This is a genomic window from Streptomyces sp. ID05-39B (assembly GCF_033794725.1).
Classification (GTDB): Bacteria; Actinomycetota; Actinomycetes; order Streptomycetales; family Streptomycetaceae; genus Streptomyces; species Streptomyces bobili.
In genome coordinates this window covers 1-25,964 of sequence record NZ_JARGEF010000102.1, presented here as the reverse complement: position 1 = coordinate 25,964, position 25,964 = coordinate 1, and the positions used below count along the sequence as shown (strand labels likewise).

Below are 25,964 nucleotides of genomic sequence, written 5' to 3'. Positions count from 1 at the left end.
CATGGGCGAAGCCTAAGAGCCGGGCGCCAGTTGACAAGAGCGGATCACCACATGCCCTGAGGAGCCGCCGCCTGCGCCGGCCCACCTTAGGGTTGTCCCGTAATTGATCTTCGAGCCGTCTCGGGCATGGCGGGCCGCCGTACGGCCGGCCGCCCTATCCGGCGAGGGCGAGGTTGTGCATCCGGGCGATGCCGAGCATGGCGTGGTGGACACCCTCGCCTTTGAGGCGGCAGTCACGGAGGATCAGGCTTTCCTCGCAGCCCGAGGCCGTCCAGCGCGTCGCTTATTGCTTGCCACAGGACCACATCAATCCGGGTAGAGGCGACCGCGGTATCGCCGTAGTCGACCCTGCCTCTGATGCCGACCGTCAGCTGCTTCGGGGAGGTGGTCCGGTCGCCCGCCACCGGCCTGACAAAGCCGTCCGTCTCGTCCGACCGCTTCAGGGCGCGCCGGACAGGACTTCCACCTTGCCGGTGTCGAGCGAGTAGTAGGCGCCGACCACGGCAAGGGCGCCCTTGCCCACGAGTGGGGCGAGGTCCTGGTTGGAGCGCAGATCCGCAGCGGTCAACGTGACCTGCGCACGGGCCATGGTCTCGACCGGGTCGGCGCCGCCTTCCCGGGCTGCCTGATCGTATGCCGACTGCAGAGCCTTGACGATCGCCTGCAGGTTGCCGGGCAGCGGTTCGCCGTCACGAAGGGACTCGTACGCCGCCTTGACTGCGCCGCAGCGCTGATGCCCGAGGACCACGATGAGCGGGGTGCCACTGACCATGGGCCCGTACTCGACAGAACCAGTGACCACCGGGCCGACCGCCTCCCCGCCCGTGCGCATCACGTAAAGGTCACCCAGCCCGGTATCGAAGAGGAGTTCAGGCGGCACTCGGGAGTCGATGCACGAGAGGATCGCCCCAAAAGGCTCCTGCTCCTGGGCCACGAACTGACGCCGGTTCGGGTCCCGGTCGGGATGATGAAGGTCTCCGCTCACCCAGCGCTCGTTGCCTTTCATCAGTCTCGCGAATGCCGCGGCGGGATCGGTCGGGCGCGGGCTCGGTGAAACGCTGGCCGCCGCCCGGGCGTCCCTCGTCGATGAGCACCCTGTGAGCGCGATGCTGGTGCTCGCAAGTCCGCTGGCAAGCAGCGCTCTACGATCCAGATGTCCTGCTCTGTCCATCGCTCGTTCCCCTCGATGCTGCTCAGCCACGTCCCTGCGTCTTGACCAGGGCAATTGTTCAACGTGGTGTGGGCGACCTGACAGCAGGCGCAAGAGGGAGGCGGGTTACGTTGCCACGGACGGCCCACAAGCCCCTGGCTCGGGCGGCGGCGTGCGCGTGTGAGCCGAGACCCCGTCCTGCCCGATTGGAGTGCCACCGGCCCGGTGCTGTTCGTTCTCGTGAACATCAACCTCGACCAGATCCGGGTGCCTCCCGAGACGATGAACAAGCGCTGTCGAATTTCGGCTCTGGCACAGATCTTGGGGAGTCGTCGCGGAGAGTGACAGATGGCGCTTGAGCTAGGAACGACGATCCTGGAACTCAAGCGCCGTGATCGGACCGCTGTAGGGTCTTACAAGATCACGACAGTCCCAGGCGGAACCGGCCCCTCGCCCGCGTAGGTATCCCCCAGTGGCCCCGACGGGGCGTCGTCCTCGGCGAGCGTCAGGCTGGGCCACGGCCTGGCGAGGACGGCGTCGTCCAGTGTGATGCCGAGGTGGTCCAGTACGAGGGCCACCACAGGTGCCATCCCGGCACCTGTGCCTTCGTGCGCGGCGAGTGCCGCTTCCACCCGCTCCCACCAGGGGCCGAGCGGTTCGGACCGGGTGTGCTCCATGCCGGGCTCGAAGTACTCGACGCACTCGCCGTCACGCCAGTACTGGAAGACGTCCATTCCGTCGGTGGTCGCCACGCTGTATGTCTCAGTGCCCCGAGACAACTCCGCGAGCACTGCTTCCCCGAAGCTGATGCCACCTTCCTCCTCGACGCCGAAGGCCCATTCACCGATCCTCCCGGACCGCAAGAGCGAGACCACCCCGTCGCCGCAGTCACCCGAGGGTAGGTCCGAGGCCGCGTCCCAGTCGAGTATGTGGGCCTGGTCCGGGTCGGCCCCGTACCGGGTGAACACCTCCTCGGGGCTGAGGCCATGGGTAAAGGTGACGCACATCCAGGCCGCCGCCCAGTGGAGCGAATCCAGGTCCTCATCTGTCTTCATGTCTGGCCTCCGTCGTTCACTTTGGTACCGCTCGCCGGCCCTGCATGCCCCCGTGTCCCCGGCCATGCGCGTGGCGCGACGGGGAGTCGGGCTCATGCTGCCTGATGACCGCGGAGGCTATTGCAGCAGGATCATCTTGCGGAGTAGTTCGAACCCGGCGCGCCCGTAGAGCTGCCTCTTGATCTTCTTGATGCGATGTACAGCACCCCCGATACTGCCGGAACTCCACTCCAGGGTGAGTCCGGCTGTCACCGCGTTGAGGTCTCGGAGCATGTGGAGTGCGAAGTTGGTGAGGCCGGGCAGTTGGCTGGCGTCGACGGCGTCGATCCAGGCAGGGAGCGTGGCGCCGAGGTGGTTGGTGAGGATCTCGCGGAAGTCGCGGACATGCCCGGCGGCGGCATCAAGTTCCGGGCAGTGGACCAGGACGTTCTTCAGGTCGGCCCGTTCTTCATCGCTCAGAGCCGCGGGGTGACGGGTGAGCCAGCCGGTTACTTGTCGCACCGTCGGTGGTGGCGGCGCGTTCGGAGGAGCGACGCGCAAGGTGGCGATGTGGGCGCGGACCATCTGGTAGGTGGCGGGAGCGCGATCAGCCAGCAGTTCGCCGTGCAGTTGGGTAACGTTCGTGCATCCTGCGGCGAACCGTCGGTCCAGGTAGGGCTTGTAGGGGTCCAGTCGGCTGGGCCGGGGCCGGTTCTCGCGGAAGGTGTCCTGCCAGCACGAGGCATTGGCATACCGAAGCACGGTGTTGAGACCCCAGCCCAGGTGCCGGGCAATCGCCCGGCGCGAGTGGCCCTGGGCGAGAAGTTCGTGGACCAGAGAGATGATTCCATCCTGAATTACCTGGTCAGACCCCTTGTGTGAGCCGCGGGCAGGGCGCTTGTGCTGGCAGGCGGGTGATCGTCGGGGCGAGGTCATCTGTCATCGCTGGACTCCTCTGTTGGCCAGGACGAGCAGGTGATCTCAGTCCGGGCAGCGCCTGGCGGTACGCGGCGGTCCGCCGTCGCCTTGTTTTCGAGCTTGGTCGGCATCCACGTCGCGATATAGCGTTAGCCTCTCTGGTCGCTTCGCTGGCCGCATCGTGTGCAGGCGTTTGAAAGGACGGGGACGAAAGCATGTCGGGAGAGATCTCGCCCTCTGGGAAGCATGCTGGACCCGGCTCGTCGCCCGAACTGCGGGCCTCTCATGCAGACCGGGACCGGGTTGTGGACGTGCTGCGTGTCGCGGCGGGGGACGGTCGGCTGACCGCGACCGAGTTGGACGAGCGCCTGGATGCTGCTCTGTCGGCGCGAACCCTCGGCGAGCTGGCAGCGCTCACCACCGACCTGCCACCGACGTCGACGTTGGCCGGTGCTGCCGTGGCGGAGGTCAAGGATGTGCTCCGGATCGAGCAGAAGCACAGTCCTGTCACACGTACGGGGCGCTGGGTGGTGCCGCGGCGGCTGGTGCTCGACGTGAAGTGGTGCGCGGTGACGCTCGACTTCACTCAGGCAGTGATCACGCAGGACACCTTGCGGATCGACGTGGACATGCGCGGCAAGACCCTGACGTTGATCACCAGGCCGGGCATCGTGGTGGATGCCGATGCCCTGAGTCTGGAACATAGCAGGGTCAAGATCCATCACGCTCCGGAACCCGGTCCGCCAATCTCGCTGCATGTGGAGCTGGTCGGTGAGAAGAAGCATGGCCGCGTCGTAGTGCGGTCCGCGCGGCGAACGTTCGGACAGTGGCTCCGCAAACCCACGTCCCCCCGCGCCGACGACTGACGCTCTCATTGCTGTTGCTCGTGCTGATAGGGGTGGAGATCGGTAGCACGCGATCGTCCGTCACGGGTGGTCTCTGGGGTTCTCGCACGGGGAACTCGGGCCGATCCGTAGGTTCGCGTCGGGAGGGAGGTTTATGACGGTCGTACTGACGTGGACGATCGAGCGGCGCCCTGAACTGGCCGAACGTGCTCAGCTGCTACGTAAAGGGCTGGCCGAGGTCGAGGTGGAGGTGGCCCGGCTGGAGGCCGCCGAGGTGGTGTTCGGGCAGTGGGCTGATGCGACCGACGCCGGCCGCCGGGGATCGTGGAGCCGGAGCCGGAGCCGGAGCGGGTCGCGGCGGGGCCGGGTTCGGGTGGGATGCGGCTGGTCCCGGACCGGGCCGAGGGGACGGGCCTGGAGGTCCTGACCGTGGAGTATCAGCGGATCATGGAGATCGTGGCCAGGGCAGACGGGCCGGTAATGGCCAAGGACGTCGCGATCGCTGGGTCGGGAGACGACCTCGGCGAAGGTGGGGCCGTTCCGTGGTCAGCTGCGCAAGCTCGCTGACCGGGGCTGGCTGGTGCGGACCGGATCGGGGCGTTATCGAGTGCGCTGACCTGCCCTGGGGCCCAGCTGCTTGCGGCGTCGGCGTACCAGGTCTGAGTGCCCTCGGCGGGCTGCACCCGCTGGCGCAAGCTCGATCCCGGCAGCCAGGCCGTCGCTGTCCTCGCCCACCTCCGCCATGACCAGCGGCTTGCCGATACGGCCGGCGGATACGCCGTCTCAGCCTCGACCGTGCGCCGCTGGGTGCAGGAGGTGATCGAACTCCTCGCCGCCCGCTCCCCGCGCCTGGACCGGGCCCTGAAAAAGATCGCTCGCTCCGGCGGAGTCGTGGTCCTCCTGGACGGCACCCTGGTCCGCACCCGCCGCCGCACGGGGAAGGACAACCGGAGGAACTACTCCGGCAAGGCCAAGGCTCATGGCCTGCTGTTTCTCGCGCTCACCGACGAGAAGGGCAACCTGATCTGGATCTCCTCAGCCCGGCCCGGCCGGTCCAGCGAGATCACCGCCGCCCGCCACGACAAGATCACCGGCCATCTGCGGGAAGCGGGGCTCGGGGCTCTGGCCGACCTCGGCTTCGTCGGCCTGAACGACCAGCCCGACGACGCCCTGGTGATCATCACAGGCCGCAAGGCCACCCGCAACCACCAGCTGACCGTCGCGGAGAAGGAAGCGAACCGCCTGGTCAGCCGCGAACGCGCGGCGAACGAGCACGGCTTCGCCAACCTCAAGTCCTGGCGGATTCTGACCAAGCTCCGGGTGAACACCCGTCACGCCACCACACTCCTGCGGGCCCTACTCGTCCTGGCCAACAGCGAAGTCCAGTGGTGACAGATGACCTCGCCCCGACGATCACCCCGCCTGCCAGCACAAGCGCCCTGCCCGCGGCTCACGCAAGGGGTCTGAACAGGTAATTCAGGATGGAATCATCTCAGAGCGTGTGCGGCCTTCTTGCGATCCACCCCCAGCGACACGGCCAGCTCACTCTTCGAGCGGCCCGCGTACCAGCGGACGTAGATCTCGGTGATGTCGACCACGATGAACGTTCTCCTTGCCATCCGGGCTGACCATCGGCCTTCCGAACCACAGGCCCAGGGCCGCCCACGCGCCTCCGCGATGACCAGGGCCCTCGATCCCGAACTCCGTCGTACCCATGGCCAATTGGGAGAAGTCGGGATGAGGAATTACATGACCAGGCCGGTGCGTGGGAGGCGTAGGCCGGCGTGCTTGCGGTGGGCTCGTGCGACGGTTTCGTGTCGCGGGACGAACGCGGCGGGGTCGTCATCGGCGCCGAGCGGGGCGGGGAACGCTTCCAGGGTCCAGGTGGCACCCGACCCCCAGGCGTCCCCGCGGATCACAGACGAGACGTCCGGCGGCGCGCTCGAAGACATCATGCGGGCGGGTTGGGCCACGTGACCTTCACGGTCGGTGGTCTCGACACGCCTTGTCACGTCGGTCGAGAAGCTTTCGGATTGCGACCGACAACGCTGCCCGCGGCTCTGGAGTCGGTCTGGAGCCTCGACTGCGCCTGCGGTCCCTTCGTGTACGGGGCGAGGCGAGATGGTGAGTGACGTGCAGGCCCTCAGCGCAACGCGTGCCGTGCCGTCCGATGGCGACGTGCCGGTCGATCAACCAGGCGGTCTCGAGGACGAGCAGGCTCGCCTGTGCGAAGTCGCTGTGTGAGCGCGTGATGAGCTCCTGCACGACGCCCTCGTCGGCGAGCGTTCTGCCGACGCGATGCGCCTGCGCGACTGCTCGGCCAGCGGCTCCGTCCAGCTTCTGCAGGACCCGGCCCGACGGCCGGCGTTCTCTTCACGAGGCAGAGACCGCCGATCCATGGACAAACCTTCCTCTCCCGCTCTTGCGCGGGCGCTCTTACGGTCGAGGCTGCGGGCGCTCACCGGCCCGCCGTACCGAAGGAGCAAGACCTTCATGAAGATGACTGGCAACACGATCCTGATCACTGGCGGAACCTCGGGCATCGGCCTCGGTCTGGCCCTGCGGCTGCACGAGGCCGGCAACAAGGTGATCGTCGCCGGCCGGCGCAAGGAACTCCTCGACGAGATCACGGCCGAGCACCCGGGCATCGACGCGGTCGTCCTCGATGTCGCGGACCCTGACTCGATCGCCCGGGCCCGCGAGAGCGTGGCGGCGAGCCACCCAGGGCTGAACGTCCTGGTCAACAACGCCGGCATTCAGCGGCTGGAGAGCGTCCTTGACCCGGCCGGAGTTCAGGTCGCCGAGGAGCACGTCGCGACCAATCTGCTGGGCACGATCCGGATGACGTATGCCTTCCTGCCGCTGCTGGTGGGCAAGGACGAAGCGGTCGTCATGAATGTCACCTCCGCGCTGGCGTTCGTACCGTTCCCGATCACACCGACCTACAGCGCGACCAAGGCCGCCCTGCACTCGTTCTCCGAGAGCCTGCGCATCCAGCTCGCCGGTGCTGACGCCGGCGTCCAGGTGATAGAGGTTGTCCCGGCGGGCGTGCGCACGACCCTGATGGGCCAGCAGGACAGCGAGCAGTCCATGCCGTTGGACGACTTCCTCACCGAGGTCCTCGAGCTGCTGCGTGAGAAGCCCGACGCGAAGGAACTGGTCGTCGAGCCCGCAAGGTTCATCCGCGACGCGGTGGCCACCGGCTCATACGACGACGTCCTCGCCATGATGACCGGCAGCTGACCGACCTGTAGTGACCGACGCGGAACAGCAGCACGCGGGCGGGTCCTGTGGGGCCACGTGAGGGACGAACGCGAGCCGGACCCGCTTCGGGGTGGTCCTCACCGAGGATGCGGAACGGTAAGGAAGCGTCTTCGGCTTCACCCCGGTCGTCGCACGAGAGGGGACCGGCTGCGTCCTGAGGGCCGACGGGCACGCGAGCGCCCGGCCGGCACGGCGAACATCGTCGGCCCGGCCGGCACGGCGAACATCGTCGGGCCGGGCGACGAGGCCCGGGACCGGTCCCAAGCGGGCGTCCTTGACGGGGGACCGTCGCCGCAGGCCGTCTTCCGTACCGGCGGCCTGCGGCGCACTGCCAAGGGGCGGCGCATTGCCCAGCAGGTCATGCAGGTCCGATGGCCATCGAGACTTCTCGCTGCGAGTTCGCGCAGGCGGGAAAGGACTGCTCAGCCATGGATCGGCGGTCTCTGGATAGCCGGGCGGGATGCCGCGAGGATGAGGGCATGGACAAGAGAGAACTGGCGGCATTCCTGCGCCACCGGCGTGAGACCTTGCTGCCCCGTGACGTCGGGCTGGCCGAGGGGCCCCGCAGGCGTACACATGGGCTGCGCCGCGAGGAGGTCGCGCAGCTCGCCGGCATGTCCACCGACTACTACGCCCGGCTGGAACAACAGCGCGCTCCGCAGCCCTCCGTCCAGATCACGGGGGCGCTCGCCCGAGCACTGCGGCTGACCCTGGACGAACGCGACCACCTCTTCGTCCTCATCGGCCACAACGCTCCGGCCCGCTTCCACCGCTCCGAACACGTCAGCCCGACGCTGATGCGGGTCCTGGACCGCCTGGACGACACCCCGGCGCTGGTAACGACCGACCTGGTCGACACCCTCGCGATGAACCCCTTGGCGATCGCCCTCCTCGGCGACCAGACCCGCTACACCGGTCTGGCCAGCAGCGGCTACTACCGCTGGTTCATGGACCCGGCCGAACGTCTGGTGTATCCCGAGGAGAGCCACGAAAGCCACGGCCGCGCCCAGGCCGCGCGCCTGCGGGCCGCGCTGACAGCCGGCAGCGACACCCCCCGGGCCGCCCGTATCCTCGCCGAACTCCAGGAGCACAGCCCCGAGTTCGTGCGCATGTGGGAACTGCAGGAGGTCGCCCGCTACGGCGATTGCAAGACCCTCCTGCATCCCGAACTCGGCCGCATCGACGTCGACGCCCAGCTCCTCTACACCGAGAACCGCGCACAGACCCTGGTGGTCCTGACCACTCGCCCCGGCACGGAAAGCCACAGCAAACTCGAACTGCTCTCCGTCATAGGACACCAACAGCTCACCCCCTGACGCCCGGACCGGGGACCGGGCCGCGCTCGCGCGGCAGGAGCCGGACAAAGGCACCCTGGAATGGTGCAGCCGGCACGACTTCTGCCCTGCCCTCTGCGGCCAGATATGTCGGCCCCCGCAGTGTCCGGGCTCCCGTGGTCGGGCCGTCGGTTTGACCGGATGCCGCCTCCGCTTTATGCTCGAGTACATACGGAGGCAGCATCCGCTTTGATGCGGCCGCCACATCACGGTAGGCAGGAGGCCGTATGAGCGCCGGCGAGCAGCGGGGACGCAAGCCCCGCGCGGACGTCCAGCGCAACCGCGCGGCCCTCCTGGAGACCGCGCAGCGTCACTTCCTGCGGCATGGGGTCGGCACCTCACTTGAGGCGGTGGCCAAGGAGGCGGGCGTCGGGCCCGGCACCCTGTACCGGCACTTCCCCACCCGGGAGGCGCTGCTGGCGGCCGTGCTGCAGACGCGCTCCGAGGAGCTGGTGGCCCGCCAGGTGGACATCGATCGGCTCGGCGACCCCGCCGAGGCGCTGGAGCAGTGGCTGCGCGCGATGGAGGAGTACTTCAGTGCCTTCAGCGGGCTGCCGGATCCGCTCATGGCCGCGGCCAGGGCGCAGGAGCCGGACAACCCGCTGACGATTCCCTGCGACATCCTCATCTCCGCCACCGATCAGTACGTGCGAGCCGCGCGGCTCGCGGGGCGCGTGCGCGCCTCGGTGCGAGGGCACGACCTGTTCCTCGCGGCCTGTTCCGTTGCCTGGATCAAGGGCACCGGTACCGAGGAGGAGTCGCTCGACCGGCTCCGCACTCTCATCGCGAGCGGCTACCGCCAGTGGGACGCCCAGGCGTAGACCGCCAGGCGCCCCGCCCCCGCAACGCCAGGCGAACCACCGCACGGCCATCACCTCGCGCTGCCCTCAGGGGCGGCGCGATCTCTCAAGGGACAAATCATGAAAATTACTGTCATAGGCGCCGGTGTCATCGGCGGGAACCTCGCTGTCAAGCTCAGCACGGCCGGTCACGACGTTCAGGTGGCCGACGCCCGCGGCCCCGAGGCCGTCCGAGCGGAGGTGCTGGAGTCCGGGGCTCGCGCGGTGGACCTTGCCGACGCCGTCCAGGGCCGGGATGTCATCGTCCTGTCGATCCCGTTCGGGGTCGCGGGCCAGCTGGCGGACCTGTTCGCGTCGGTGGCCGACGAGACGGTGGTCATCGACACCGCGAACTACTACCCCGGCATGCTCAGCGAGCCGATCGAGACGGTCGACAACGGCCAGGTGGAGAGCGTGTACACCACCGAACTGCTCGGCCGTCCCGTGGTCAAGGCGTGGAACGCCGCGCTGGCAGAGACCCAGCGGGCCAAGGGTGTTCCGGCCGGAACGCCCGGCCGTATCGCCATCCCCGTCGCCGGTGACAGCGAGGAGGCGCGGCGCGTGGCCATGCAGCTCGTGGACGACACCGGCTTCGACCCCTACGACGCCGGCACCCTGGCCGATTCCTGGCGTCAGCAGCCCAACAGCCCCGCCTACTGCACCGAACTGACCCTCGACGAGCTGCCCGCGGCCCTGGCCGCAGCCGACCGCGCCAAGGACGCCGCCATCCGAGACAGCCTCCCGGAACGCATCGCCGCCCTCGGCGCCAACCCCACCGTCGACGACGTCGTCGAGATGAACCGCGCCGCCCACCGCTGAGACACCCGACGCCGCTCTCGTCCACGCAACGACACGAGAGCGGCAACGCCGGCGCGCCGCGAATACACACGACGAACACGAAGAACGGCGCTCACTTCGGCAAGGCCGCCATTACCCACCCGCACCACCGCGTCCGTGGGCGGCCCGCAACCCCAAGAACCCCGGTCACCGACCCCGGGGTTCTTTCCGGATGAGGATGAGGAGTTTCACCATGAAGATCGGCATTCTCGGCACCGGGAACATCGGCAAGACGCTGACCAGGCGGTTGAGCGCGGCCGGGCACGAGGTAAAGGCGGCCAATTCACGCGGCCCGGAGACGATCGAGGCGGACGTGCTGTCCTCGGGCGGACGCGCGGTGACAGCGGCGGAAGCCGTAGTGGACGTCGACGCCGTGATCGCGCACAGGAACAAGCCGACGGAAAGTGCGGACCGCAACTCGCTCCCCGTCGCGGCCGACAGTCCGCGAGAGCGTGACCTGGCCATGGCACTCGTGGAGGACACCGGGTTCGACGCCGTTGATGCGGGGCCGCTCGCGGAATCCTGGCGGCAGCAGCCCGGCACCCCCGCCTACTGCACGGATCTTACCCGTCAGGAGCTGCCGGACGCACTGGCGACGGCCGACGCGACGCGATCACCGAAGCGGCGCGACCTCGGGTTCGCCGTGGTCCAGGAACGCTTCGGGATCGGCGTGCAACCAGACGCGGAATACCTTGTCCGCCTGAACCGCGCAATTTGCATGTGAGCAGGGACGGGGGCGATCAACGGAACGGACGGGGACCTGGTCATCACCGGCGACACCGAACACCTCCAGCTTCGGCGAGTTCAGCATCGCCGGGCCGCACGGATCCGACGTTGAGCTCAGCCGCCTCACCGTACCCGAGCGGTACTTCGACCCCGCGCTCCAAGGGCTGCGCGCCACCCCCGCATACAACGGCGGAGCCCGCCTGACTGGAGTCTCAGGAAGGGTCTTCGCCACGCGGCGGGCACTCGCGGCAGCGTCGCTCCCGGCGTGGGCTATGTGCGGGCAAGCGCCCGTGCCGCCGCACTCCCGGGTAGGCGGGGAAGTAGGCGTCGTGGTGACGGCTGCCACCTGTGTCGTTCCAGAAGTGCAGCGGCATGGACGGCATCGGTCGGGTGATCACCAGCTCGGCGGTCTGCCCACGGACCGGCCCGCCCGCCGGGCCCCACGCCTCCAGCGTGACACCCAGGGACGGACCGGACAGCTCACCGTGCCGGACTGATCGTGCGCCGCCGGCGAGCGCGGTCGCCACGCCCGTCCCACCGCTCGCGAACTGCACCTCGATGTGTTCCCCGACCGGGGTGCGGATCCACTCGTGCGCGGATGCCGGCAGGTGTGATCCGGCTGAGACGTCGTCAGCGTCGTTTACGTTGGCCTCGGTGTGCCGGCTTTCGAGGTCGCCGTTCAGGGACCGCGCGAGTTCTGGCATCGGACGGTTTGGACGTCGTGTGGTCGTGTGGTGCTTTTTGGTCAGGGGGTGGGGTTGGGGTAGAAGGCGTTGATCTCGGCCAGGACGCGGTCGGGTGCTTCGTGGAGGAGGAAGTGTCCGGCGCCGGGGACGACGGCGGAGGTGGCGTGGGGGGCGGCGTCCTGGAGGGGCGGCAGGAACGCGTCGGCGAGGCCGGCCTGGGTGATCAGGTGGACCGGGATGGTCAGCGGGGTGTCCTGGAGTTTGGTGTTGTCGGCCTCGTCCTGGGTCAGGGTCCGGTAGAGCCCGAAGCCGGCGTGCAGGACCTGGGGGCGGGAGTACACCCGGACGAACTCGGCGAGTTCGTCGTCGGAGACGTTCTCGCCGGCGGTCTTCACACTCTGGAAGAAGTAGGTGAGGAAGGTTTCGACCCGGCCGGTGACCAGTTCCTCGGCGAGCGGATTCTGCAGGAGGAAGGAGAAGTGCCAGAACATCGATTCGAGGATGGCGAACTTCAGGCTCTTGCCGACGAGGGCGGCGTCCATGAGGAACAGGCCCGCCACCTGGTCGCGGTACTGGGCGGCCAGTGAGTAGGCGACGTTGAGACCGTGGTCGTGGGCGACGACCTGTACGTTCTCGTGGTGGCCGAGGTGGTTGAGCAGCTTGTGGACGTAGGTGGCCAGGACCGTCTTGGTCATGGAGGGCGGGTTTCCGGTCGAGTCGCCCAGGCCCGGCAGGTCGATGGCGATGACGGTGCGGCCGGGCAGCAGGGAGGGCATGATCGGGCGGTATTCGTACCAGCTCTGCGGCCAGCCGTGCAGCAGCACGATGACCTGCGGGCCGTCGCCGCCGATGACGTAGTGCACCTGCATGTCGTCGACGGTGGTGAAGCCGTGCCGGAAGAGCTTGTTGAACTCGGCGTCGTCCTTGGTCGCCGTGTCGTAGCCGGGGCTGAGCGGCTCCTCCGACCCGACGGCTGCGGCGGTGGTGAAAGCGTTCATGGCGTAGGCAGACGATGACCGCCCCGACCGGACGCAACGACGGGCGCACAGCCCAAGAAGTGCTCGACTACCTGGTCACGCACCTGAACGGCGCCCTGCGCCGCCCGGGAATGTACGGCGGTGAGACCGCGATCAGGCTCTACCTCGACGCGGTGGCGTTCGCGGACGCCTCCGAGCAGGCATGGCAGCAGGAACTGAAGGACCTGCAAACCCGCCGAGGATTCTCCTCCACCGGCGTGCGCGGAGCTTTTCAAGATCTCTGGGGTGATGCACACGAGGGCGCCGTAGCCTCGGTCCACGCCGAGATCGCACACCGCCAGGGATGGCTGCAACTCGACCGGACCCTCACCTCGGCCGAGCACCACGAGATCCGTCGCGTCAGCGAGACCTGGTGCCGCAAGGACCGTCTCCTCAGCGACGTTGTCACGGCGTTCGGCCCGCCCTCGGTCCTCTTCGGGGGAAACAACCCCAACTACCCCAAGACGCTGGCCTACGCGACCGACCAACGCGACGACACCCTGCTCTGCTTCCACCTCTGGAACAGCTTCGCGGCGGATCCAAGCTCGTCGTCGGTCTCCGTCCATGCCGAACCCGTTCTCTGGGCCTTCCGGCACGGCGACACCCTGTTCACGGACGGCTTCACCTTCACTCCGGAGGGATCTGCCCGCCGCTTGCCGGGCGCCAACCGCACCGAACCCGAGATCAGCAGAGGGAATAGTGCACGGTCGGAATAACCCCCTCCCGCCAGTAGTCCTCGCCATGCGCTCGGGCTGCTGTCCCGACCCGGCCATCGGCCGCGAGGAGCCGTGGCATCTGATCCGCACCCGCCAGTTCAAGACCGCCGTGGACGAGGGCGGCAACCACCTCTCCGCCGGTGTCGAGCGGGACGTCCCCTGGGTCGCCATCGCCCCCGTCGTCGCAGCAGTCCGTGTACTGGAGCAGATCGTCCCCGACGGAGAGCTGCTCTTCGCCAGCGACTACCACCGCGGTGCCGTCCGTCACCGCGGCAAGGCCCTGGGCAGCGACGGGATACGCGAACGCCTCACCGATTTCATCGCCTGGGCCAACCAGGAAGCCGCCCGTCACGGCCTCACTCATGAGGTCATCCCCGCGGACCCCGCCGGACCGGTCACCGCGATGCCCTTTCGCCGGTCGTTGGCCGCACATCGCCCGCCGGCCCGGTGGCCTCGTCGCTCTCGCCATCCAGTACGGCCACCTGCGGACCGTCCTGGACACCGACATCGCCGGCGGGTACGGCACCCGCTCCCGGCGCGGCATCCACGACCTCCTCGACATCGAGACCGCCCTGAGCACCGCCGAGACCGCGGCCGACCTCAACGACCGCTTCACCCAAGGGGAAGGAGTCTCCGGTCCCGCAGCCCGCCAAGCGCTGCACCAGGCGAGCACCGTCCGGCGTTTCGAAGGCACCACTGTGAAGGCCGACTTCGCCCGTATGTACCTCGCCCGCGACAGGACCGTCCTCTACGACAACCCCCACGCCCTGCTGCTGTGCTGCTACAAACGCGACCTGGCCCTGTGCGAGCGCCCCGCCGACAGCACCACACCGGCCCTGGACCGCTGCGTGCCTGGCTGCACCAACACCGTTCGCACCGACCGCCACGCCCTGCAGCTGCTCGTCCGAGCCGACAACCTCGAGCGCCAGGCTCTCCACCACCCTCAGCCGGTCGCCGACCGCCTCCGCGCCACCGCAGACCGACTACGCGGCCTTGCCGCCGCCCACGACCACACCCGCATCACCCACGGAGAGTCCTGAACGTGAGCCCCGCACACGACGAACGCGACCGCATCCGCGCGGCGATGCAGCGCATCCTCACCGGCCACCCGGAACACTCCAACGGCGCCCTGACGATAGTCGCCCTCGCCATCGAGGCCCAAGTCCCGCGCAACGCGCTCACTCAGCGCCACACCGAGCTGCGCAACGAGTTCTATGCCCGACGTCCGGCAACGAGGCGCCATCCTCGACACAGAAGCACGTCTGCGCGCGCAGATCAGCAAGCTCAAACAGACGATCGCCAACAAGAACGACGAACTTGCCCGACGACACGACGTGCTGGGTCAGAACGTCGTAGGTGTCCAGACCGATGTAACCGGGCTCAGAGCCCCAGACGACCGCCGTCTGCCCGGGTGGAAGCTTGCGCAGCTCGGGCACCCAGAGCTCGATGACGAACCGTCCGCCGGGTGTGAGGTGGCGGACGGCGTTGCGGAATCACGCGACCTGCTCAGCCTGGGTGAGGAGGTTGGAAATGGTGTTGTAGACGAGGTAGACCAGCGTGTACTTCCCGGGGGCCACGGCGGTCGCCATGTCACCGATGACCACGGGAATCGTCGCTTCGTCCGCCTTGGTGCGCAGTTGATCGACCATCGGCCGCGACAACTCGATGCCGGTGACCGGTACTCCTCGTTCAGCCAGCGGGACGGCCACCCGGCCGGTGCCGACAGCGAACTCGAGCGCTGCTCCGTCGCCTGCGAGATCGGCGAGGCGATTTACGGTCGGCCCCAGGATCTCGGGCGCGAACATGCCCGTCCCGGGCGTGTCATAGTGCTGGGCGGCATCGACGTCCCAGAGAAATTCCTGCTGCATGACGCCAGCCTTCGCCGTCGGCCCGAGCGATGTCCAGTGAGTGTCGGCCCCTACCAAGCAGCCGCCTTGATCACGTCCACGGCGATGTCCTCGACCGACCGGCCGTCGGTCGGGATACGGACGGTGCCCGCCGGAGCCTTTTCGTCCAGTTCCCGTGCGTTCCGCAGGCTCCGCTCGATGTGGGCGGTGAGCTGCGAGCCGATTTCGCGTTGGGCGAGGCGTTCCCGCACGGTCGTCTCCCCTGCCGTGAGCAGGACGCAGGTGGCTCGGACCTCGCCGCCGCCCATGGCCCGGCTGATCATCGGCGCTTCCAGGATGCTCACCGTGTTCGTGTAGATGAGGCGACGCTGGCCCAGAGCGGCGTAGTTCGACCAGACTGCCGCGGTGTTCCGTTCGGTGATGGCTGCGCGGTGAGGGTCGTCCTGTGGGGCGGGGTGTATCTGGTCCATGTAGTCGCCCTCGATCAGACAGTGCGCCGTTGCGCTCCCCTGCAATGCCGCAGATACCTCCCATGCGACGGTCGTCTTGCCGACGCCCGCCCCACCACCGATGAGCAACAGTTCGTGAGCGGTCATGGCTGGGCAGCCTGGCAGAGTCCGGACTGTCACGTCGACCGGAAATACCCAGGGCCGAAATTCGGGCTTCGTGGAGAGGCGGTGGGAAAAATGACCGGCGCGGGCTGGTCGCGCGTGCTCTCGTAAGGGGAACGAGACGTTCTCGAACTGAGGGGGGGTTGCCGGACCACGGATGTGTCTTCTGCGCGATCGCGCGAGGCCAGGCTGAGGCCAGCATCGTCTTCGAGGACGAATGGGTCCTCGCGTTCATGGACCTCCAACCCGTGACCCCGGGGCACTTGCTCGTCATCCCGAAGGCACATGCGGAGGGGCTGGAAGATTTGCGGGAGGACATCGGCGGGCGGGTCTGGACGGTGGCGCACCGGCTCGGACGCGCGCTGCGGCTGTCCGGCCTGCGGTGCGAGGGGGTCAATCTCTTCCTGGCCGACGGCGAGGCTGCCTTCCAGGAGGTCTTTCACGTCCACCTGCATGTCTTCCCCCGCTTCCAAGGGGATCCGTTCCGCATCGAGGCGGACTGGCGGGTGCGCGAGCGTCGTCTGCTGGACGAGACGGCAGCGGCGGTCCGCAGCGGCATCACCGCCCTGGAGGCGGCGAGTGGAGTCGGGCCACCGGGCGTCTTGGAGCAGCCGTAACGCGCCTCTCGCACAACCACCACCATCCGCCGAGGACGGGAAGACCCACGGTGAAGCACGATCCCGAAAACGGCCTCACAGCGGCGGGCCTGGGCATGCCCGAGGCCACAGGCAGCCGGAGGATGGCCTGGGCGGCGATGCCGCACGAGGTGACCGCAGGGATCGAGCGGTTGCTCGGCAGCCCGGTGGCTGAGGCGATCAGCCAGCCGGGCGGGTTTTCCGAGGGCTTGGCCGCACGAGTGCGCTTGGCGAACGGCAGAGGTGTGTTTATCAAGGCGACGAGCGCGCTGAGGGCGCCGGCGGTGGCGGACTTCCATCGCCGAGAGATCGCGGTGTCCGAGCGGCTTCCCCGAGAGGTGCCGGCCCCACGTTTGCTCGATGCGTACGACGACGGCACCTGGGTGGTGCTGGCCTTCGAGGAGATTCGGGGACGTCTGCCTGCTCAGCCGTGGCAGCGGGAGGAACTCGACAGAGTGCTCGCGACAGTCACCGAAATGGCAAAGTTCCCGACAACGTCACCCGTGGACGAGGCGCTCTTGGGCAAGCCGCGCCTTGGAGGATGGCTGGCGATAGCGGGCAATGCCGTAGTCAGAAACAAGGTGGAGGAACTTTCGCCGTGGGCGGCCCGCCACTTCGACGAACTCGCGACCTTGGAGGAGAGCGCTTCGCTGGATGGCGCCACTCTCCTGCACGGAGACCTGTACCCGTTCAACATCATGCTGACTGCGGACCGCGTCTTCATCGTCGACTGGCCGCACGCCTGGATCGGTCCCCGCCACTGTGACGCGGTCACGCTGATGTCGAGTGCTTCCCTCAGCGGCGTGGATCCGCAGGCGATCGCCGAGCACCACCCGCTCACCCGCGATCTCGACCCCGTCCAGGTCAACGAAGTGCTGGCACTGCACGCCGGATTCCTCCTGCGAGCCGCCGCCATGGCCGGGCCGGCCGCCGATCCCCACCTGGTGACCATGATGGCCACGTTGGGGCTCGCTTCACTGCGGTGGCTACGACAGCGACGACGGCTGTGAAGTGGCTGGTGCCGGGGTGCCGACAGGCAAGGTCGCGACAAGAAACAGGTTGCAGTTGAAATTCGTGGCGCGGATGCTTCCGCCATGAAGATGCACGCCAACCAGCTGACGGTGTCGCCTGAGACGGTGCGCACGTTGGTCGATCAGCAGTTTCCTGAGTGGCGGAGCCTGCCGGTCAGGAGCATCGCTGCGCAGGGTACGGTCAACGCCCTCTTCCGCATCGGCGATCGGTTCGCAGCTCGATTCCCTCTTGAGGCCGCAGACGTCGAGCCGACCCGGCGCTGGCTGGAGTCCGAGGCGGAAGCGGCTCGCGAGCTGGCAGGTCGTACGCGTTTCCCCACGCCTGAGCCGGTCGCGCTCGGTGAACCCGGGGCAGGCTACCCACTTCCGTGGTCGGTGCAGACGTGGCTGCCCGGGGTCGTGGCCGACGATGAGGACCCCGGCGAATCGGTGGCGTTTGCCCACGACTTGGCCGATCTCATCGGCGACCTCCGCACGATCGACACGCGTGGCCGCACGTTCGCCGGCACAGGTCGAGGAGGCGACCTGCAATCCCATGACGCGTGGATGGAGACCTGTTTCAGACACAGTGAGCAACTCCTGGATGTCCCCCGGCTTCGCCGTATCTGGGCAACTCTGCGTGATCTGCCGCGAGGTGCAGCTGAGGACGCCATGGCCCATTGCGATCTGATTCCCGGCAACGTGCTCGTGTCCGCCGGCCGTCTTGCGGGGATTCTCGACGTTGGCGGCTTCGGGCCGGCTGACCCTTCTCTGGATCTCGTGAGCGCGTGGCATTTGCTCGAGGCCGGGCCGCGGCAGGTGCTCCGCGATCACCTGAGTAGCGACGACCTTGAATGGGAGCGAGGCAAGGCGTGGGCTTTCGTTCAAGCGATGGGGTTGGTCTGGTACTACGTCGAAAGCAACCCGGTCATGAGTCGAATGGGTCACCGATCCTTGGAACGCATCCTGGCGGACAGTTCGCTTCGATCATCGACGTGACGACGATGCGCCGACGATGAGATGGATGTTGGTCAGGCAGCGGCCTCCATCACGGCCGGGGCGATCGGTGCCCGTGCTGATCGTCGTGTCGAGCTGCTTCTTCGCCCAGTCGACGAGTGTGCCCGCGTAGGCAGAGTCTGCCCGGACGATGGCGTTGCGATTTTCCGAGCTGTCACGCGTCGAGCCAACACTCCGCGATTTCGAACGTCCTTCGACGCACACGGGCTGTCCCCAGGACACTGTTGAACGCGCCGAAGGACGGCCACAGCAACAGAAAGACCGCGAGTTCCTCCGCCAGCAACGCGCTCCGCAGCGTGTGGCGCTCACACGGCCGACTGTCCACGTACGCGTCGATCAGCGCCTGAGGGGGCCGTCATGCCGACAGGCGTGGCGCGAACGCTGAGGAAGGCCAGATCGCTCACGGTTCTTGAGGACTCGACCACGCATGCACACCCTGAACATCGGCATTCTGGCGCACGTCGACGCTGGTAGGACCAGCCTCACCGAGCGGCTCCTCTTCGACGGCGGCGCGATCGACCGGCTCGGCAGCGTCGATGCCGGCGACACCCGCACCGACGACGGGGAGATCGAGCGACGGCGCGGCATCACGATCCGCTCTGCCGTTGCCGCCTTCACCTCCGGCGACGTCCAGATCAACCTCATCGACACCCCCGGTCACTCCGACTCCAGACACGCTCTAGGTCTGCAGGCGTACCAGGCGTACGTCTCAAGCCCGTTACGTCCGGTCGTCGCGGTCGCTAGCGTCGGGATCATGGACACCACCGGAACCCTCGACGAAGCTCTCCAGCGACTGCACGACTACGGCCCTGAACGCGACGGTTGGCTGTCCAACCACGGTCCGATGGCGGTGGAGGCGTTGGTCCGCAACGGTCACGCGACCACTGTGCATCGCTGGCTGGATTACTACCGCGACAAGCTGGAGGACTTGCCCCGCGCCACCGATCCGATCACTGCTGACGGATGGCAGGAGGCGCTGGGTGATCCCTGCAGGATCGGAGACTGGACGGCGCACTTCGTTCGCCAGACCGCCGACCGGCCATGGCGCGAGGTGTTGGTGGAGTGGTGGCCACGCCTGCTGCCGGGCATCGCCGCCGGTGCCACCCACCCGGTGATCCGTGTCGGCCATGCCGTCCGCACCCTCCTGGACGACGAGCACGGCAACGACGAGGGTGCCGGGTCGAGCGCCGACCCGCGTACCGCGGAACTGGCCCATGGCCTCGCCTACTGGGCGGCCCGCAGCCTCCCGACGCCCGGCGTCGCCGCGCCGGGCGGCACCGCCAGTCCGGGTGAGGCACTGGACGGCATCCCGTTGATCGCGGACCAGGACAGGGGCTTCCGTGACGGCCTCGCGCAGCTGACCGCAACGCCCGGCTGGACGGCGGCGACCGCCGCACTCCGCCCGGCAGTGACGCCTGAGAAGTCCCGTGAAGTGCTGGCCGAGCTCGTCCGGGCAGCCGCGTACCGCTACGCCACGCACGGCCATCTCAGTCCCATCATGCTGGTGCACGCCGCCACCGCGCCCAACGCCGTGCTGCGCACTCTGCCCGCGCTGCCGCCCGCGCTGTGGGCACCGAGTCTGAACGCCGCCTGGACGGCGAGCGCCGCGGTGACCGCCCTGTATTCACCAGCGACCCCGGCGCCGGCGTCCGAACTGCCGAAGGTCCCTACCGGATCGGTGGCGGACGCCGCTCAGGAAGTCTTCGCACGCGCGGCTGAGCACGGCGACGAGCACGTTGTGAAGTTCGCCGACACCGCGCTGGACGTAGCCGCTACCACTGGTAGCACCGGCGCTCTGGTGGCCGCGGCACGGGCCTGCGAACTGATCGGCCCGATTCCGTAGCGGAAGCCGGCGACTCCATCGTGCTCCTGGAGATGGACCAGGGCCTGTCCGATCGGCGGGGAGGAACACCGGACAGGCCCTGGGGTATGTGGGCGCGACTGGACGCGCCGGTGAGGTCGGCTGGGGTGATTCCGTCGCCGCCCGTCAGTCCCGGTGCAGCAGGACCGTGGTGTCGGGGGGCAGCAGCCCGGCTCTGTCCAGCGGTCCTGAGGCGAGGAGAGGGCTGGTCTTGTCGGGGAACGGGATCAGTTGGTCGGAGAGGTTGGCCGCGCACAGCAGGCCGTTGCCGCGTTCGAAGAGGAGTGTGCCGGACGGGCTGTCGAGCCAGCGGAACTCCTCGCTTCGCAGGCCGGGGTGGCTGCGGCGCAGGCGCAGGGCGGAGCGGTAGAGGTGAAGCATGGAGGTGCGGTCGGCCTGGTTGGCTTCGGCGGTGTAGGACTTCCAGTCGTCGGGCTGGGGAAGCCAGGGGGAGGCGGACACGAAGGTGCCGAAGCCGAAGGGCGGGGTGTCGCCGGTCCAGGGGAGGGGGACGCGGCAGCCGTCGCGGCCTCGGACGGTGTGGCCGGAGCGTTCCCAGGTGGGGTCCTGAAGTGCCGACTCGGGGAGGTCTTCGACCTCGTACAGGCCGAGTTCCTCGCCCTGGTAGATGTACGCGCCTCCGGGCAGGGCGAGCATCAGCAGGGCCGCCGCTCGGGCGCGGCGGGTGCCGAGGGCGAGGTCGGTGGGGTGGCCCTGGTCCCGCATCGGGGTGGTGACGCCGGTGTGGGCGCGGCCGTAGCGGGTGACGTTGCGGGCTTCGTCGTGGTTGGAGAGCACCCAGGTGGCGGGGGCGCCGACCCGCGCCAGGTCGGTGATGGTGCGGTCGATCACCTCGCGCAGCTTGTCTGCCTCCCAGGCGGACTTGAGGAAGTCGAAGTTGAAGGCGGTGTGGAGTTCGTCCGCGCGGAGGTAGTCGGGCAGGCGGCCGGGGCGGACGTGGGCTTCGGCGACGAAGACGCGGGGGTCGGGGTAGCTGTCGGCGATGGCGCGCCAGCTGCGGAAGATGTCGTGGACGCCGTCGCGGTCCCAGTGCGGGTGGTTCTCCTGACCCTCGCCGGCGAGGACGGAGAACTCCGTCAGGCCGAGGTCCGGGAGGGCCGGGTCCTTGACCATGCCGTGGGCGACGTCGATGCGGAAGCCGTCGACGCCCAGGTCGAACCAGAAGCGCAGGATCGATTCGAACTCGGCCCGTACCTCGTCGTTGTCCCAGTTGAGGTCGGGCTGTTCGGGGGCGAAGAGGTGGAGGTACCACTGGCCGTCCGGCGTGCGGGTCCAGGTGGGGCCGCCGAAGGCCGCGTACCAGTCGTTCGGGGGCAGGGAGCCGTTCTCGCCCTTGCCGTCGCGGAAGATGAACCGGTCTCGTTCCGGGGAACCCGGCCCCGCCGCCAACGCCTTCTGGAACCAGATGTGTTGGTCGGACACGTGGTTCGGGACGATGTCCAGGATCACCCGCAGGCCCACCTCGTGGGCCTCGCCGATCAGTTTCCGGGCCTCGTCGAGCGTGCCGTAGGCGGGGTGGACGTCGCGGAAGTCGGAGACGTCGTAGCCGCCGTCGGCCAGCGGGGACGGATACCAGGGGTTGATCCAGATCGCGTCGACGCCGACGTAGGCCAGGTACTGCAGGCGGGAGCGGAGGCCGGCGATGTCGCCGGTTCCGTCGCCGTCGCCGTCGGCGAAGCTGCGTATGTACACCTGGTAGATGACCGCGGAGCGCCACCAGGAGTCGTTCGCCGCGTGGTCTGTGGAGGGCAGGTTGTTCATGTGGCTGGGTCCTGTCGGAGGGGGTGCGTGGTCCACGCCGCCGGCGCATTGATCACGACGGTGGTTCGGGTGCCTGGTCCGACTATCCCTTGGTCGCGCCTGCCGTGCCGCCGCGGACGAAGTGCCGCTGGAAGGCGAAGAAGACCAGTGCCACGGGGATGGTCATGAGCAGGGTCGCCGCGAGTTTGAGCGGGTACTGGTTGCCCGAGCCGAGCTGGCCGGAGACGAGTGAGGCGACTCCGGAGGTCAGGGTGTTCAGTTCCGGGCTCTGCCGGGACACGATGAAGTGCGGCAGTTCGTTCCACGATCCCTGGAAGGACAGGATGGTCAGGGTGATGAGGGCTGGCCTGGCCATCGGCAGCACGACGGACCAGAAGATCCGGAAGGTGCTCGCGCCGTCGATCCGGGCTGCTTCCTCGACGCTGACGGGGATCGACTCGAAGAACTGCTTCATGATGAACACGCCTGCGGCGTCGGCGAGGAGCGGGACGATCATGCCCGAGTAGGAGTCGTACATCCCGATCTGGTTGAGGACGAGGAATTTCGGGATGAGCAGGACGACGCCGGGCACGGCCATGACCGCGATGACGGCGGCGAACAGTGCGCCCCTGCCGCGGAAGCGCAGCCGGGCCAGTGCGTATCCGGCGAGGGAGTCGAAGAAGACGCGGCCGGCGGTGACGAGGAGTGCGACGACGACGGAGTTGGCGAACCAGCGCGGATAGTCCGCCTCGGCGAGCCGGCTGAAGGCGGCTGTCGTGAAGTGCTGGGGCCACAGCGAGAGCGGGTTGCTGGTGGCGTCCGCGTCGGTCTTGAAGCTCGTCGCGAGCTGGATGAGGAAGGGGTAGATGTAGAGCAGCGCGACGAGGACGAGGGCCGTGTAGCCGAGTGCTCGGGTGAGGGCACCGCCACGGCGCGTGCGGTTGCCTGAGCGTCGGGTGCTGGGCTGCTCGACTGTGTGCGCCGCGGTGTCCGCGTCGGCGAGCTTGTGCTGTGGGCTCATCGCGTGCCTCTGTTGTGGACGTCGGCTGTGGCCGCCGGGGCGGTTGCGGTGGTGGGCGCGGTCGCGGTGGTTCCGGGGCGCGTGGGGCGGGCCGTTGCGGCGATGCGGGTCAGGGCCATCAGGCCGCTCCCGTGGTCGGGCCGGAGCCGGAGCGGGCCGCTTTCGCCGCGCGCCGGGTGGCGGCCTTGGCGCGGGCCTCGTCCTTGTCGCGCAGGACGAACCGCTGCAGCAGGGTCATCGCGACGATGATCGCGAAGAGGATGAAGGCGATGGCGCTGCCCTGGCCCCACTCGTTGTCGGTGAACGAGGACTGGTACGAGAGGAACGCAGGGGTCAGCGTTGTCTTCGCCGGTGCGCCCTTGGACATGACGTAGATCTGGTCGAAGACCTGCCAGGTGCCGATGAGTCCGAGGGTCAGAACGAGGAAGAGGGTTGGCTTGAGCATGGGCAGCGTGACGTGGCGGAACCGCTGCCAGCGCCCGGTGCCGTCGATCTCGGCGGCTTCCTCGACTTCGAGGGGGATGTCCTGCAGCGCGGCGAGGAACATGAGCATGAAGGTGCCCGCCGTCGTCCACACGACCAGGGCGATGATCGCGGTCATGGCGACGCTGGGGCCGGAGATCCAGTCCCACAGGGACAGGCCGCCGACGGTCGTGTCGGCGAGTGCGGCAGGTGGCGCGTCGGTGTTCATGCCGAGGGCGCCGAGGGCGAGGTGGATGATGCCGCGGGGATCGGCGAACCAGGCCGGTCCGTCGACGCCGATCTTCGCCAGCAGGGAGTTGACGACGCCGCTGGAGGAGAAGATGAACAGGAAGACGACCGAGATCGCGACCGAGCTCGTCACCGCCGGGAAGTAGTACGCGGTGCGGAAGAAACCTTTGCCTTTGAGCCGCTTGCCGTTTACCAGGAGCGCCAGGCCCAGCGCGAGCGCGGTCTGCAGCGGGACGACGAAGAACACGTAGTACGCGTTGTTGCGCAGGCTCGTCATGAAGTCGCTCTGCGCCAGGCCGGGTTCGGTGAGGATCTGCTCGTAGTTCTCCGCACCGTCGAAGTGCACGCCTGACGAGAACGGGCTGCCCTGGCCGTTCCAGTCGGACAGGCTCACCCAGAGCGCCATGAGAATGGGCACGACCAGGAAGAGCCCGAGCACGACGATCACCGGCGAGACGAACAGCCAGCCGGCGAGACCTTCCCGGCCCCGGATACCGCCGCGGGGGGATCGCTCACGGCGGCCACGGCCTCCACCGGCCTTGGCAGCGGCTGCCGTCCGGGCCGGTGCCGGGCCGCTGCCCGGGCCCTGTGCGGGCCCGGGATTCGGTTCACTCATCGTAGGTTCACTCTCGTTCCGTTCCTGTCCGGACTACTTGAGCCGCCCGGATTGTCCGGGTCACTGGCCTACGACCGCCTGCGCGTTCTTCTGGAGCCGCTTGAGGATCTGCTCCGGGTCGGCCTTGGGCAGCCCCTGGAGGCCGGTGTCGAAGTCGGCGAGTACCTGGTCGATCTTCGCGACGTTCACCGGGGCCTGGGCATACGCGGCGCCGTCGATGAATGCCTTGTCCTGCGGGGACTTGGCGATGTAGTCGGCCTCAGCGGACTGCAGGGACGGCATCACACCGATCGCCTGGGCGAAGGTCAACTGGTTGTCCTTCGAGGTCATCGCCTTGACGAAGTCGAGCGCCGCGGCCTTGTTCTTGCTCTTCGCCGCGATGCCCCAGCACTGGGTGAAGGCGAGCGTGCCCTTGCCGGCGGGGCCGGCCGGCAACGGGACCGTCTTGTACTTGACGTCCGGGTAGTCGTTCTTTATGGCGCCGGCGATCCAGTTGCCCTCGATCGTCATGGCGGACTTCTGCTTGCCGAACGCCTCGCCCGACCAGCCCGAGTCAAGCTGCTTGGGGTACTTGGCCGAGCCGTCGGCGAGCAGCGACTGGACGAACTTCAGAGCCCTGAGGTTCTCCGGCGAGTCCGCGGTGACCTTGGTGGCGTCCTTGTTCGTCACCCAGCCGCCGGCCTGGACCATGAAGGCCCCGATCCGGTCGCGCGTGTCACCGAGGGCGAGGCCGACCTGCTTGCCCGTGGTCAGCTTCTTCGCCACGGCCGCCAGTTCCTCCCAGGTGGTGGGGATGTCGGCGTCGGTCAGGCCCGCCTTCGACCAGGCAGTGGTGTTGATCTGCAGGCCGAGCGTGGAGAAATCCTTGGGGGCGCAGTAGAGCTTGCCGTCGTAGGTGAACGCCTGGCGCAGAGCCGGGTAGAAGTCGTCCTTCCCCGCGAGACTGTCGCCGTACGGTTCGAGGCTGCCCGCGCTCGCGTACGTCGCGAAGCGGCCGGCGTCGACGTAGAAGACGTCCGGCGGATTGTTCGAGGCGAAGCCCTGTCCGAGCTGCTGGCCGATGTCCTGCGCCTGCGTGACGGTCGCCTTGTTGCCGGACTTCGCCCCCCATGCGTTGGAGGCGTCCGTGACGGCCTTCGTCTCCGCGTCACCGCTGGAGGCGATGAGGACCTTGATCGACGCGGGGCCGGTCGACTCCTGGCTGTCTTCCTTGCCGGAGTCGAACCCGCTGCCACCGCAGGCCGACAGGCTGAGCGACAACAGTGCGATGCTGCCAACTGCCCAGCGTGTACGCGGATTTCTCATGATAAATCTCCTTGCGCAGGCCGGCCTGATGCGCCGGCGGTAGAGGGGACCGCGTCCCGTCGCCGCACTGCAGCTGTGAGCGGGATCGCAGCTATCGGCCGGACGGGCTCAGGGAGCCGCTCGGCGGGTGAAAGGGGTGCGGGTGTGGTGGGACGGCTCAGCCGCTCGTCCGGACGACGAGCCGCGGCGGCAGGAGGACCGGGG

General features: G+C 68.3%; 25 protein-coding genes and 3 pseudogenes. 14 read left to right on the top strand and 14 right to left on the bottom strand.

The genetic code is table 11. The annotated features are described in order from the left end of the window. Positions 1-154: 154 nt before the first annotated feature. The 4 genes and pseudogenes from P1P75_RS22025 to P1P75_RS22010 form a co-directional block, all read right to left on the bottom strand. Positions 155-244: pseudogene (locus P1P75_RS22025) on the bottom strand (IS5/IS1182 family transposase); the annotation flags it as partial. A gap of 195 nt (positions 245-439) precedes the next feature. Continuing rightward, complete coding sequence (locus P1P75_RS22020; protein ID WP_319257928.1) at positions 440-1,006, bottom strand: carbonic anhydrase; 567 nt, start codon at positions 1,004-1,006, stop codon at positions 440-442. Between the two features lie 557 nt (positions 1,007-1,563). Further along, positions 1,564-2,205 (bottom strand): DUF6461 domain-containing protein, encoded by a 642-nt coding sequence (locus tag P1P75_RS22015; protein WP_319257926.1) that lies wholly within the window; start codon positions 2,203-2,205, stop codon positions 1,564-1,566. A gap of 117 nt (positions 2,206-2,322) precedes the next feature. Beyond that, positions 2,323-2,946 carry a transposase gene (locus tag P1P75_RS22010; RefSeq protein ID WP_319257924.1) on the bottom strand — a complete coding sequence of 208 codons (624 nt, stop codon included), beginning with the start codon at positions 2,944-2,946 and terminating at the stop codon, positions 2,323-2,325. Positions 2,947-3,317: 371 nt separating this feature from the next. On the opposite strand from P1P75_RS22010, the gene P1P75_RS22005 reads away from it, so the two are divergent. The 7 genes from P1P75_RS22005 to P1P75_RS21975 all read left to right on the top strand — a co-directional run bounded on the left by P1P75_RS22005 (position 3,318) and on the right by P1P75_RS21975 (position 10,945). Then, on the top strand, positions 3,318-3,968 hold the full coding sequence (locus tag P1P75_RS22005) for a DUF1707 domain-containing protein (RefSeq protein WP_319257922.1): 651 nt from the start codon (positions 3,318-3,320) through the stop codon (positions 3,966-3,968). 642 nt (positions 3,969-4,610) lie between these two features. Beyond that, on the top strand, positions 4,611-5,339 hold the full coding sequence (locus P1P75_RS22000; protein WP_319257920.1) for a transposase family protein: 729 nt from the start codon (positions 4,611-4,613) through the stop codon (positions 5,337-5,339). A 1,101-nt stretch (positions 5,340-6,440) separates the two neighbouring features. Beyond that, positions 6,441-7,190, top strand: a complete 750-nt coding sequence (locus P1P75_RS21995) for an SDR family NAD(P)-dependent oxidoreductase (protein ID WP_319257918.1) — start codon at positions 6,441-6,443, stop codon at positions 7,188-7,190. A 500-nt stretch (positions 7,191-7,690) separates the two neighbouring features. After that, entirely contained in the window at positions 7,691-8,527 is an 837-nt protein-coding gene (locus P1P75_RS21990) for a helix-turn-helix transcriptional regulator (protein WP_319257916.1), read from the top strand. A gap of 245 nt (positions 8,528-8,772) precedes the next feature. Next, complete coding sequence (locus P1P75_RS21985) at positions 8,773-9,366, top strand: TetR/AcrR family transcriptional regulator (protein WP_319257914.1); 594 nt, start codon at positions 8,773-8,775, stop codon at positions 9,364-9,366. Between the two features lie 99 nt (positions 9,367-9,465). Beyond that, on the top strand, positions 9,466-10,203 hold the full coding sequence (locus P1P75_RS21980) for an NAD(P)-binding domain-containing protein (RefSeq protein ID WP_319257909.1): 738 nt from the start codon (positions 9,466-9,468) through the stop codon (positions 10,201-10,203). Positions 10,204-10,414: 211 nt separating this feature from the next. Continuing rightward, positions 10,415-10,945: an NAD(P)-binding domain-containing protein gene (locus P1P75_RS21975; RefSeq protein ID WP_319257907.1), complete on the top strand. Its 531-nt coding sequence runs from the start codon at positions 10,415-10,417 to the stop codon at positions 10,943-10,945. 214 nt (positions 10,946-11,159) lie between these two features. On the opposite strand, the gene P1P75_RS21970 is transcribed toward P1P75_RS21975, so the two are convergent. After that, the gene (locus P1P75_RS21970; RefSeq protein WP_319257905.1) at positions 11,160-11,651 is read right to left on the bottom strand and encodes a hypothetical protein; all 492 of its coding nucleotides are present in this window, start codon (positions 11,649-11,651) and stop codon (positions 11,160-11,162) included. Positions 11,652-11,692: 41 nt separating this feature from the next. Beyond that, positions 11,693-12,631, bottom strand: coding sequence for an alpha/beta hydrolase (locus tag P1P75_RS21965; RefSeq protein ID WP_319257903.1), 939 nt, complete (start codon positions 12,629-12,631; stop codon positions 11,693-11,695). A 14-nt stretch (positions 12,632-12,645) separates the two neighbouring features. On the opposite strand from P1P75_RS21965, the gene P1P75_RS21960 reads away from it, so the two are divergent. Continuing rightward, positions 12,646-13,365: a hypothetical protein gene (locus P1P75_RS21960; protein WP_319257901.1), complete on the top strand. Its 720-nt coding sequence runs from the start codon at positions 12,646-12,648 to the stop codon at positions 13,363-13,365. On the opposite strand, the gene P1P75_RS21955 is transcribed toward P1P75_RS21960, so the two are convergent. Continuing rightward, positions 13,334-13,729 carry a hypothetical protein gene (locus P1P75_RS21955; protein ID WP_319257899.1) on the bottom strand — a complete coding sequence of 132 codons (396 nt, stop codon included), beginning with the start codon at positions 13,727-13,729 and terminating at the stop codon, positions 13,334-13,336. The two genes, P1P75_RS21960 and P1P75_RS21955, sit on opposite strands and share 32 nt — an antisense overlap. On the opposite strand from P1P75_RS21955, the gene P1P75_RS21950 reads away from it, so the two are divergent. Next, entirely contained in the window at positions 13,728-14,405 is a 678-nt protein-coding gene (locus tag P1P75_RS21950; RefSeq protein ID WP_319257897.1) for a hypothetical protein, read from the top strand. The genes P1P75_RS21955 and P1P75_RS21950 overlap by 2 nt on opposite strands. A gap of 285 nt (positions 14,406-14,690) precedes the next feature. Here the strand turns inward: P1P75_RS21950 and P1P75_RS21945 are convergent. Together P1P75_RS21945 and P1P75_RS21940 are read right to left on the bottom strand one after the other, a co-directional pair. Beyond that, a pseudogene (locus P1P75_RS21945) lies at positions 14,691-15,233 on the bottom strand (class I SAM-dependent methyltransferase); the annotation flags it as partial. A 50-nt stretch (positions 15,234-15,283) separates the two neighbouring features. Continuing rightward, positions 15,284-15,808, bottom strand: coding sequence for a hypothetical protein (locus tag P1P75_RS21940; protein ID WP_319257896.1), 525 nt, complete (start codon positions 15,806-15,808; stop codon positions 15,284-15,286). A gap of 158 nt (positions 15,809-15,966) precedes the next feature. On the opposite strand from P1P75_RS21940, the gene P1P75_RS21935 reads away from it, so the two are divergent. The 3 genes from P1P75_RS21935 (at position 15,967) to P1P75_RS21925 (ending at position 18,467) form a co-directional block, all read left to right on the top strand. Continuing rightward, entirely contained in the window at positions 15,967-16,440 is a 474-nt protein-coding gene (locus P1P75_RS21935; RefSeq protein ID WP_319257894.1) for an HIT family protein, read from the top strand. Positions 16,441-16,490: 50 nt separating this feature from the next. Continuing rightward, a complete protein-coding gene (locus P1P75_RS21930) occupies positions 16,491-17,468 on the top strand; it encodes an aminoglycoside phosphotransferase family protein (protein WP_319257892.1) in 978 nt (325 codons plus the stop codon). Positions 17,469-17,552: 84 nt separating this feature from the next. Continuing rightward, complete coding sequence (locus P1P75_RS21925; protein ID WP_319257890.1) at positions 17,553-18,467, top strand: aminoglycoside phosphotransferase family protein; 915 nt, start codon at positions 17,553-17,555, stop codon at positions 18,465-18,467. Here the strand turns inward: P1P75_RS21925 and P1P75_RS21920 are convergent. Continuing rightward, positions 18,456-18,689 carry a hypothetical protein gene (locus tag P1P75_RS21920; RefSeq protein ID WP_319257888.1) on the bottom strand — a complete coding sequence of 78 codons (234 nt, stop codon included), beginning with the start codon at positions 18,687-18,689 and terminating at the stop codon, positions 18,456-18,458. The two genes, P1P75_RS21925 and P1P75_RS21920, sit on opposite strands and share 12 nt — an antisense overlap. Positions 18,690-18,912: 223 nt before the next feature. Between P1P75_RS21920 and P1P75_RS21915 the strand changes: the two are divergent. Next, positions 18,913-19,149 (top strand): annotated as a pseudogene (locus P1P75_RS21915) (GTP-binding protein); the annotation flags it as partial. Between the two features lie 90 nt (positions 19,150-19,239). Next, positions 19,240-20,328 (top strand): questin oxidase family protein, encoded by a 1,089-nt coding sequence (locus P1P75_RS21910; RefSeq protein WP_319257930.1) that lies wholly within the window; start codon positions 19,240-19,242, stop codon positions 20,326-20,328. A gap of 144 nt (positions 20,329-20,472) precedes the next feature. On the opposite strand, the gene P1P75_RS21905 is transcribed toward P1P75_RS21910, so the two are convergent. The 4 genes from P1P75_RS21905 to P1P75_RS21890 form a co-directional block, all read right to left on the bottom strand. Beyond that, entirely contained in the window at positions 20,473-22,128 is a 1,656-nt protein-coding gene (locus P1P75_RS21905) for a glycoside hydrolase family 13 protein (protein ID WP_319257886.1), read from the bottom strand. Positions 22,129-22,210: 82 nt separating this feature from the next. After that, on the bottom strand, positions 22,211-23,128 hold the full coding sequence (locus tag P1P75_RS21900) for a carbohydrate ABC transporter permease (protein WP_319257884.1): 918 nt from the start codon (positions 23,126-23,128) through the stop codon (positions 22,211-22,213). Between the two features lie 118 nt (positions 23,129-23,246). After that, on the bottom strand, positions 23,247-24,455 hold the full coding sequence (locus P1P75_RS21895) for a sugar ABC transporter permease (RefSeq protein WP_319257882.1): 1,209 nt from the start codon (positions 24,453-24,455) through the stop codon (positions 23,247-23,249). 60 nt (positions 24,456-24,515) lie between these two features. Continuing rightward, the gene (locus P1P75_RS21890; RefSeq protein ID WP_319257880.1) at positions 24,516-25,760 is read right to left on the bottom strand and encodes an extracellular solute-binding protein; all 1,245 of its coding nucleotides are present in this window, start codon (positions 25,758-25,760) and stop codon (positions 24,516-24,518) included. Between the last annotated feature and the right edge of the window lie 204 nt (positions 25,761-25,964).

Bases quoted from the DNA above. Each gene is read 5' to 3' on its own strand.
- P1P75_RS21955 (WP_319257899.1), bottom strand. From the start codon at position 13,729: ATGAGTGAGGCCGTGACGGGCGGCTTCCTGGTTGGCCCAGGCGATGAA.
- P1P75_RS21960 (WP_319257901.1), top strand. From the start codon at position 12,646: ATGACCGCCCCGACCGGACGCAACGACGGGCGCACAGCCCAAGAAGTG.
- P1P75_RS21985 (WP_319257914.1), top strand. From the start codon at position 8,773: ATGAGCGCCGGCGAGCAGCGGGGACGCAAGCCCCGCGCGGACGTCCAG.
- P1P75_RS21950 (WP_319257897.1), top strand. From the start codon at position 13,728: ATGAGGTCATCCCCGCGGACCCCGCCGGACCGGTCACCGCGATGCCCT.
- P1P75_RS22015 (WP_319257926.1), bottom strand. From the start codon at position 2,205: ATGAAGACAGATGAGGACCTGGATTCGCTCCACTGGGCGGCGGCCTGG.
- P1P75_RS21990 (WP_319257916.1), top strand. From the start codon at position 7,691: ATGGACAAGAGAGAACTGGCGGCATTCCTGCGCCACCGGCGTGAGACC.
- P1P75_RS21905 (WP_319257886.1), bottom strand. From the start codon at position 22,128: ATGAACAACCTGCCCTCCACAGACCACGCGGCGAACGACTCCTGGTGG.
- P1P75_RS21910 (WP_319257930.1), top strand. From the start codon at position 19,240: ATGGACACCACCGGAACCCTCGACGAAGCTCTCCAGCGACTGCACGAC.
- P1P75_RS22020 (WP_319257928.1), bottom strand. From the start codon at position 1,006: ATGAAAGGCAACGAGCGCTGGGTGAGCGGAGACCTTCATCATCCCGAC.
- P1P75_RS21965 (WP_319257903.1), bottom strand. From the start codon at position 12,631: ATGAACGCTTTCACCACCGCCGCAGCCGTCGGGTCGGAGGAGCCGCTC.
- P1P75_RS21970 (WP_319257905.1), bottom strand. From the start codon at position 11,651: ATGCCAGAACTCGCGCGGTCCCTGAACGGCGACCTCGAAAGCCGGCAC.
- P1P75_RS21895 (WP_319257882.1), bottom strand. From the start codon at position 24,455: ATGAGTGAACCGAATCCCGGGCCCGCACAGGGCCCGGGCAGCGGCCCG.
- P1P75_RS21890 (WP_319257880.1), bottom strand. From the start codon at position 25,760: ATGAGAAATCCGCGTACACGCTGGGCAGTTGGCAGCATCGCACTGTTG.
- P1P75_RS21995 (WP_319257918.1), top strand. From the start codon at position 6,441: ATGAAGATGACTGGCAACACGATCCTGATCACTGGCGGAACCTCGGGC.
- P1P75_RS21900 (WP_319257884.1), bottom strand. From the start codon at position 23,128: ATGAGCCCACAGCACAAGCTCGCCGACGCGGACACCGCGGCGCACACA.
- P1P75_RS21975 (WP_319257907.1), top strand. From the start codon at position 10,415: ATGAAGATCGGCATTCTCGGCACCGGGAACATCGGCAAGACGCTGACC.
- P1P75_RS21980 (WP_319257909.1), top strand. From the start codon at position 9,466: ATGAAAATTACTGTCATAGGCGCCGGTGTCATCGGCGGGAACCTCGCT.
- P1P75_RS21925 (WP_319257890.1), top strand. From the start codon at position 17,553: ATGAAGATGCACGCCAACCAGCTGACGGTGTCGCCTGAGACGGTGCGC.
- P1P75_RS22005 (WP_319257922.1), top strand. From the start codon at position 3,318: ATGTCGGGAGAGATCTCGCCCTCTGGGAAGCATGCTGGACCCGGCTCG.
- P1P75_RS21940 (WP_319257896.1), bottom strand. From the start codon at position 15,808: ATGACCGCTCACGAACTGTTGCTCATCGGTGGTGGGGCGGGCGTCGGC.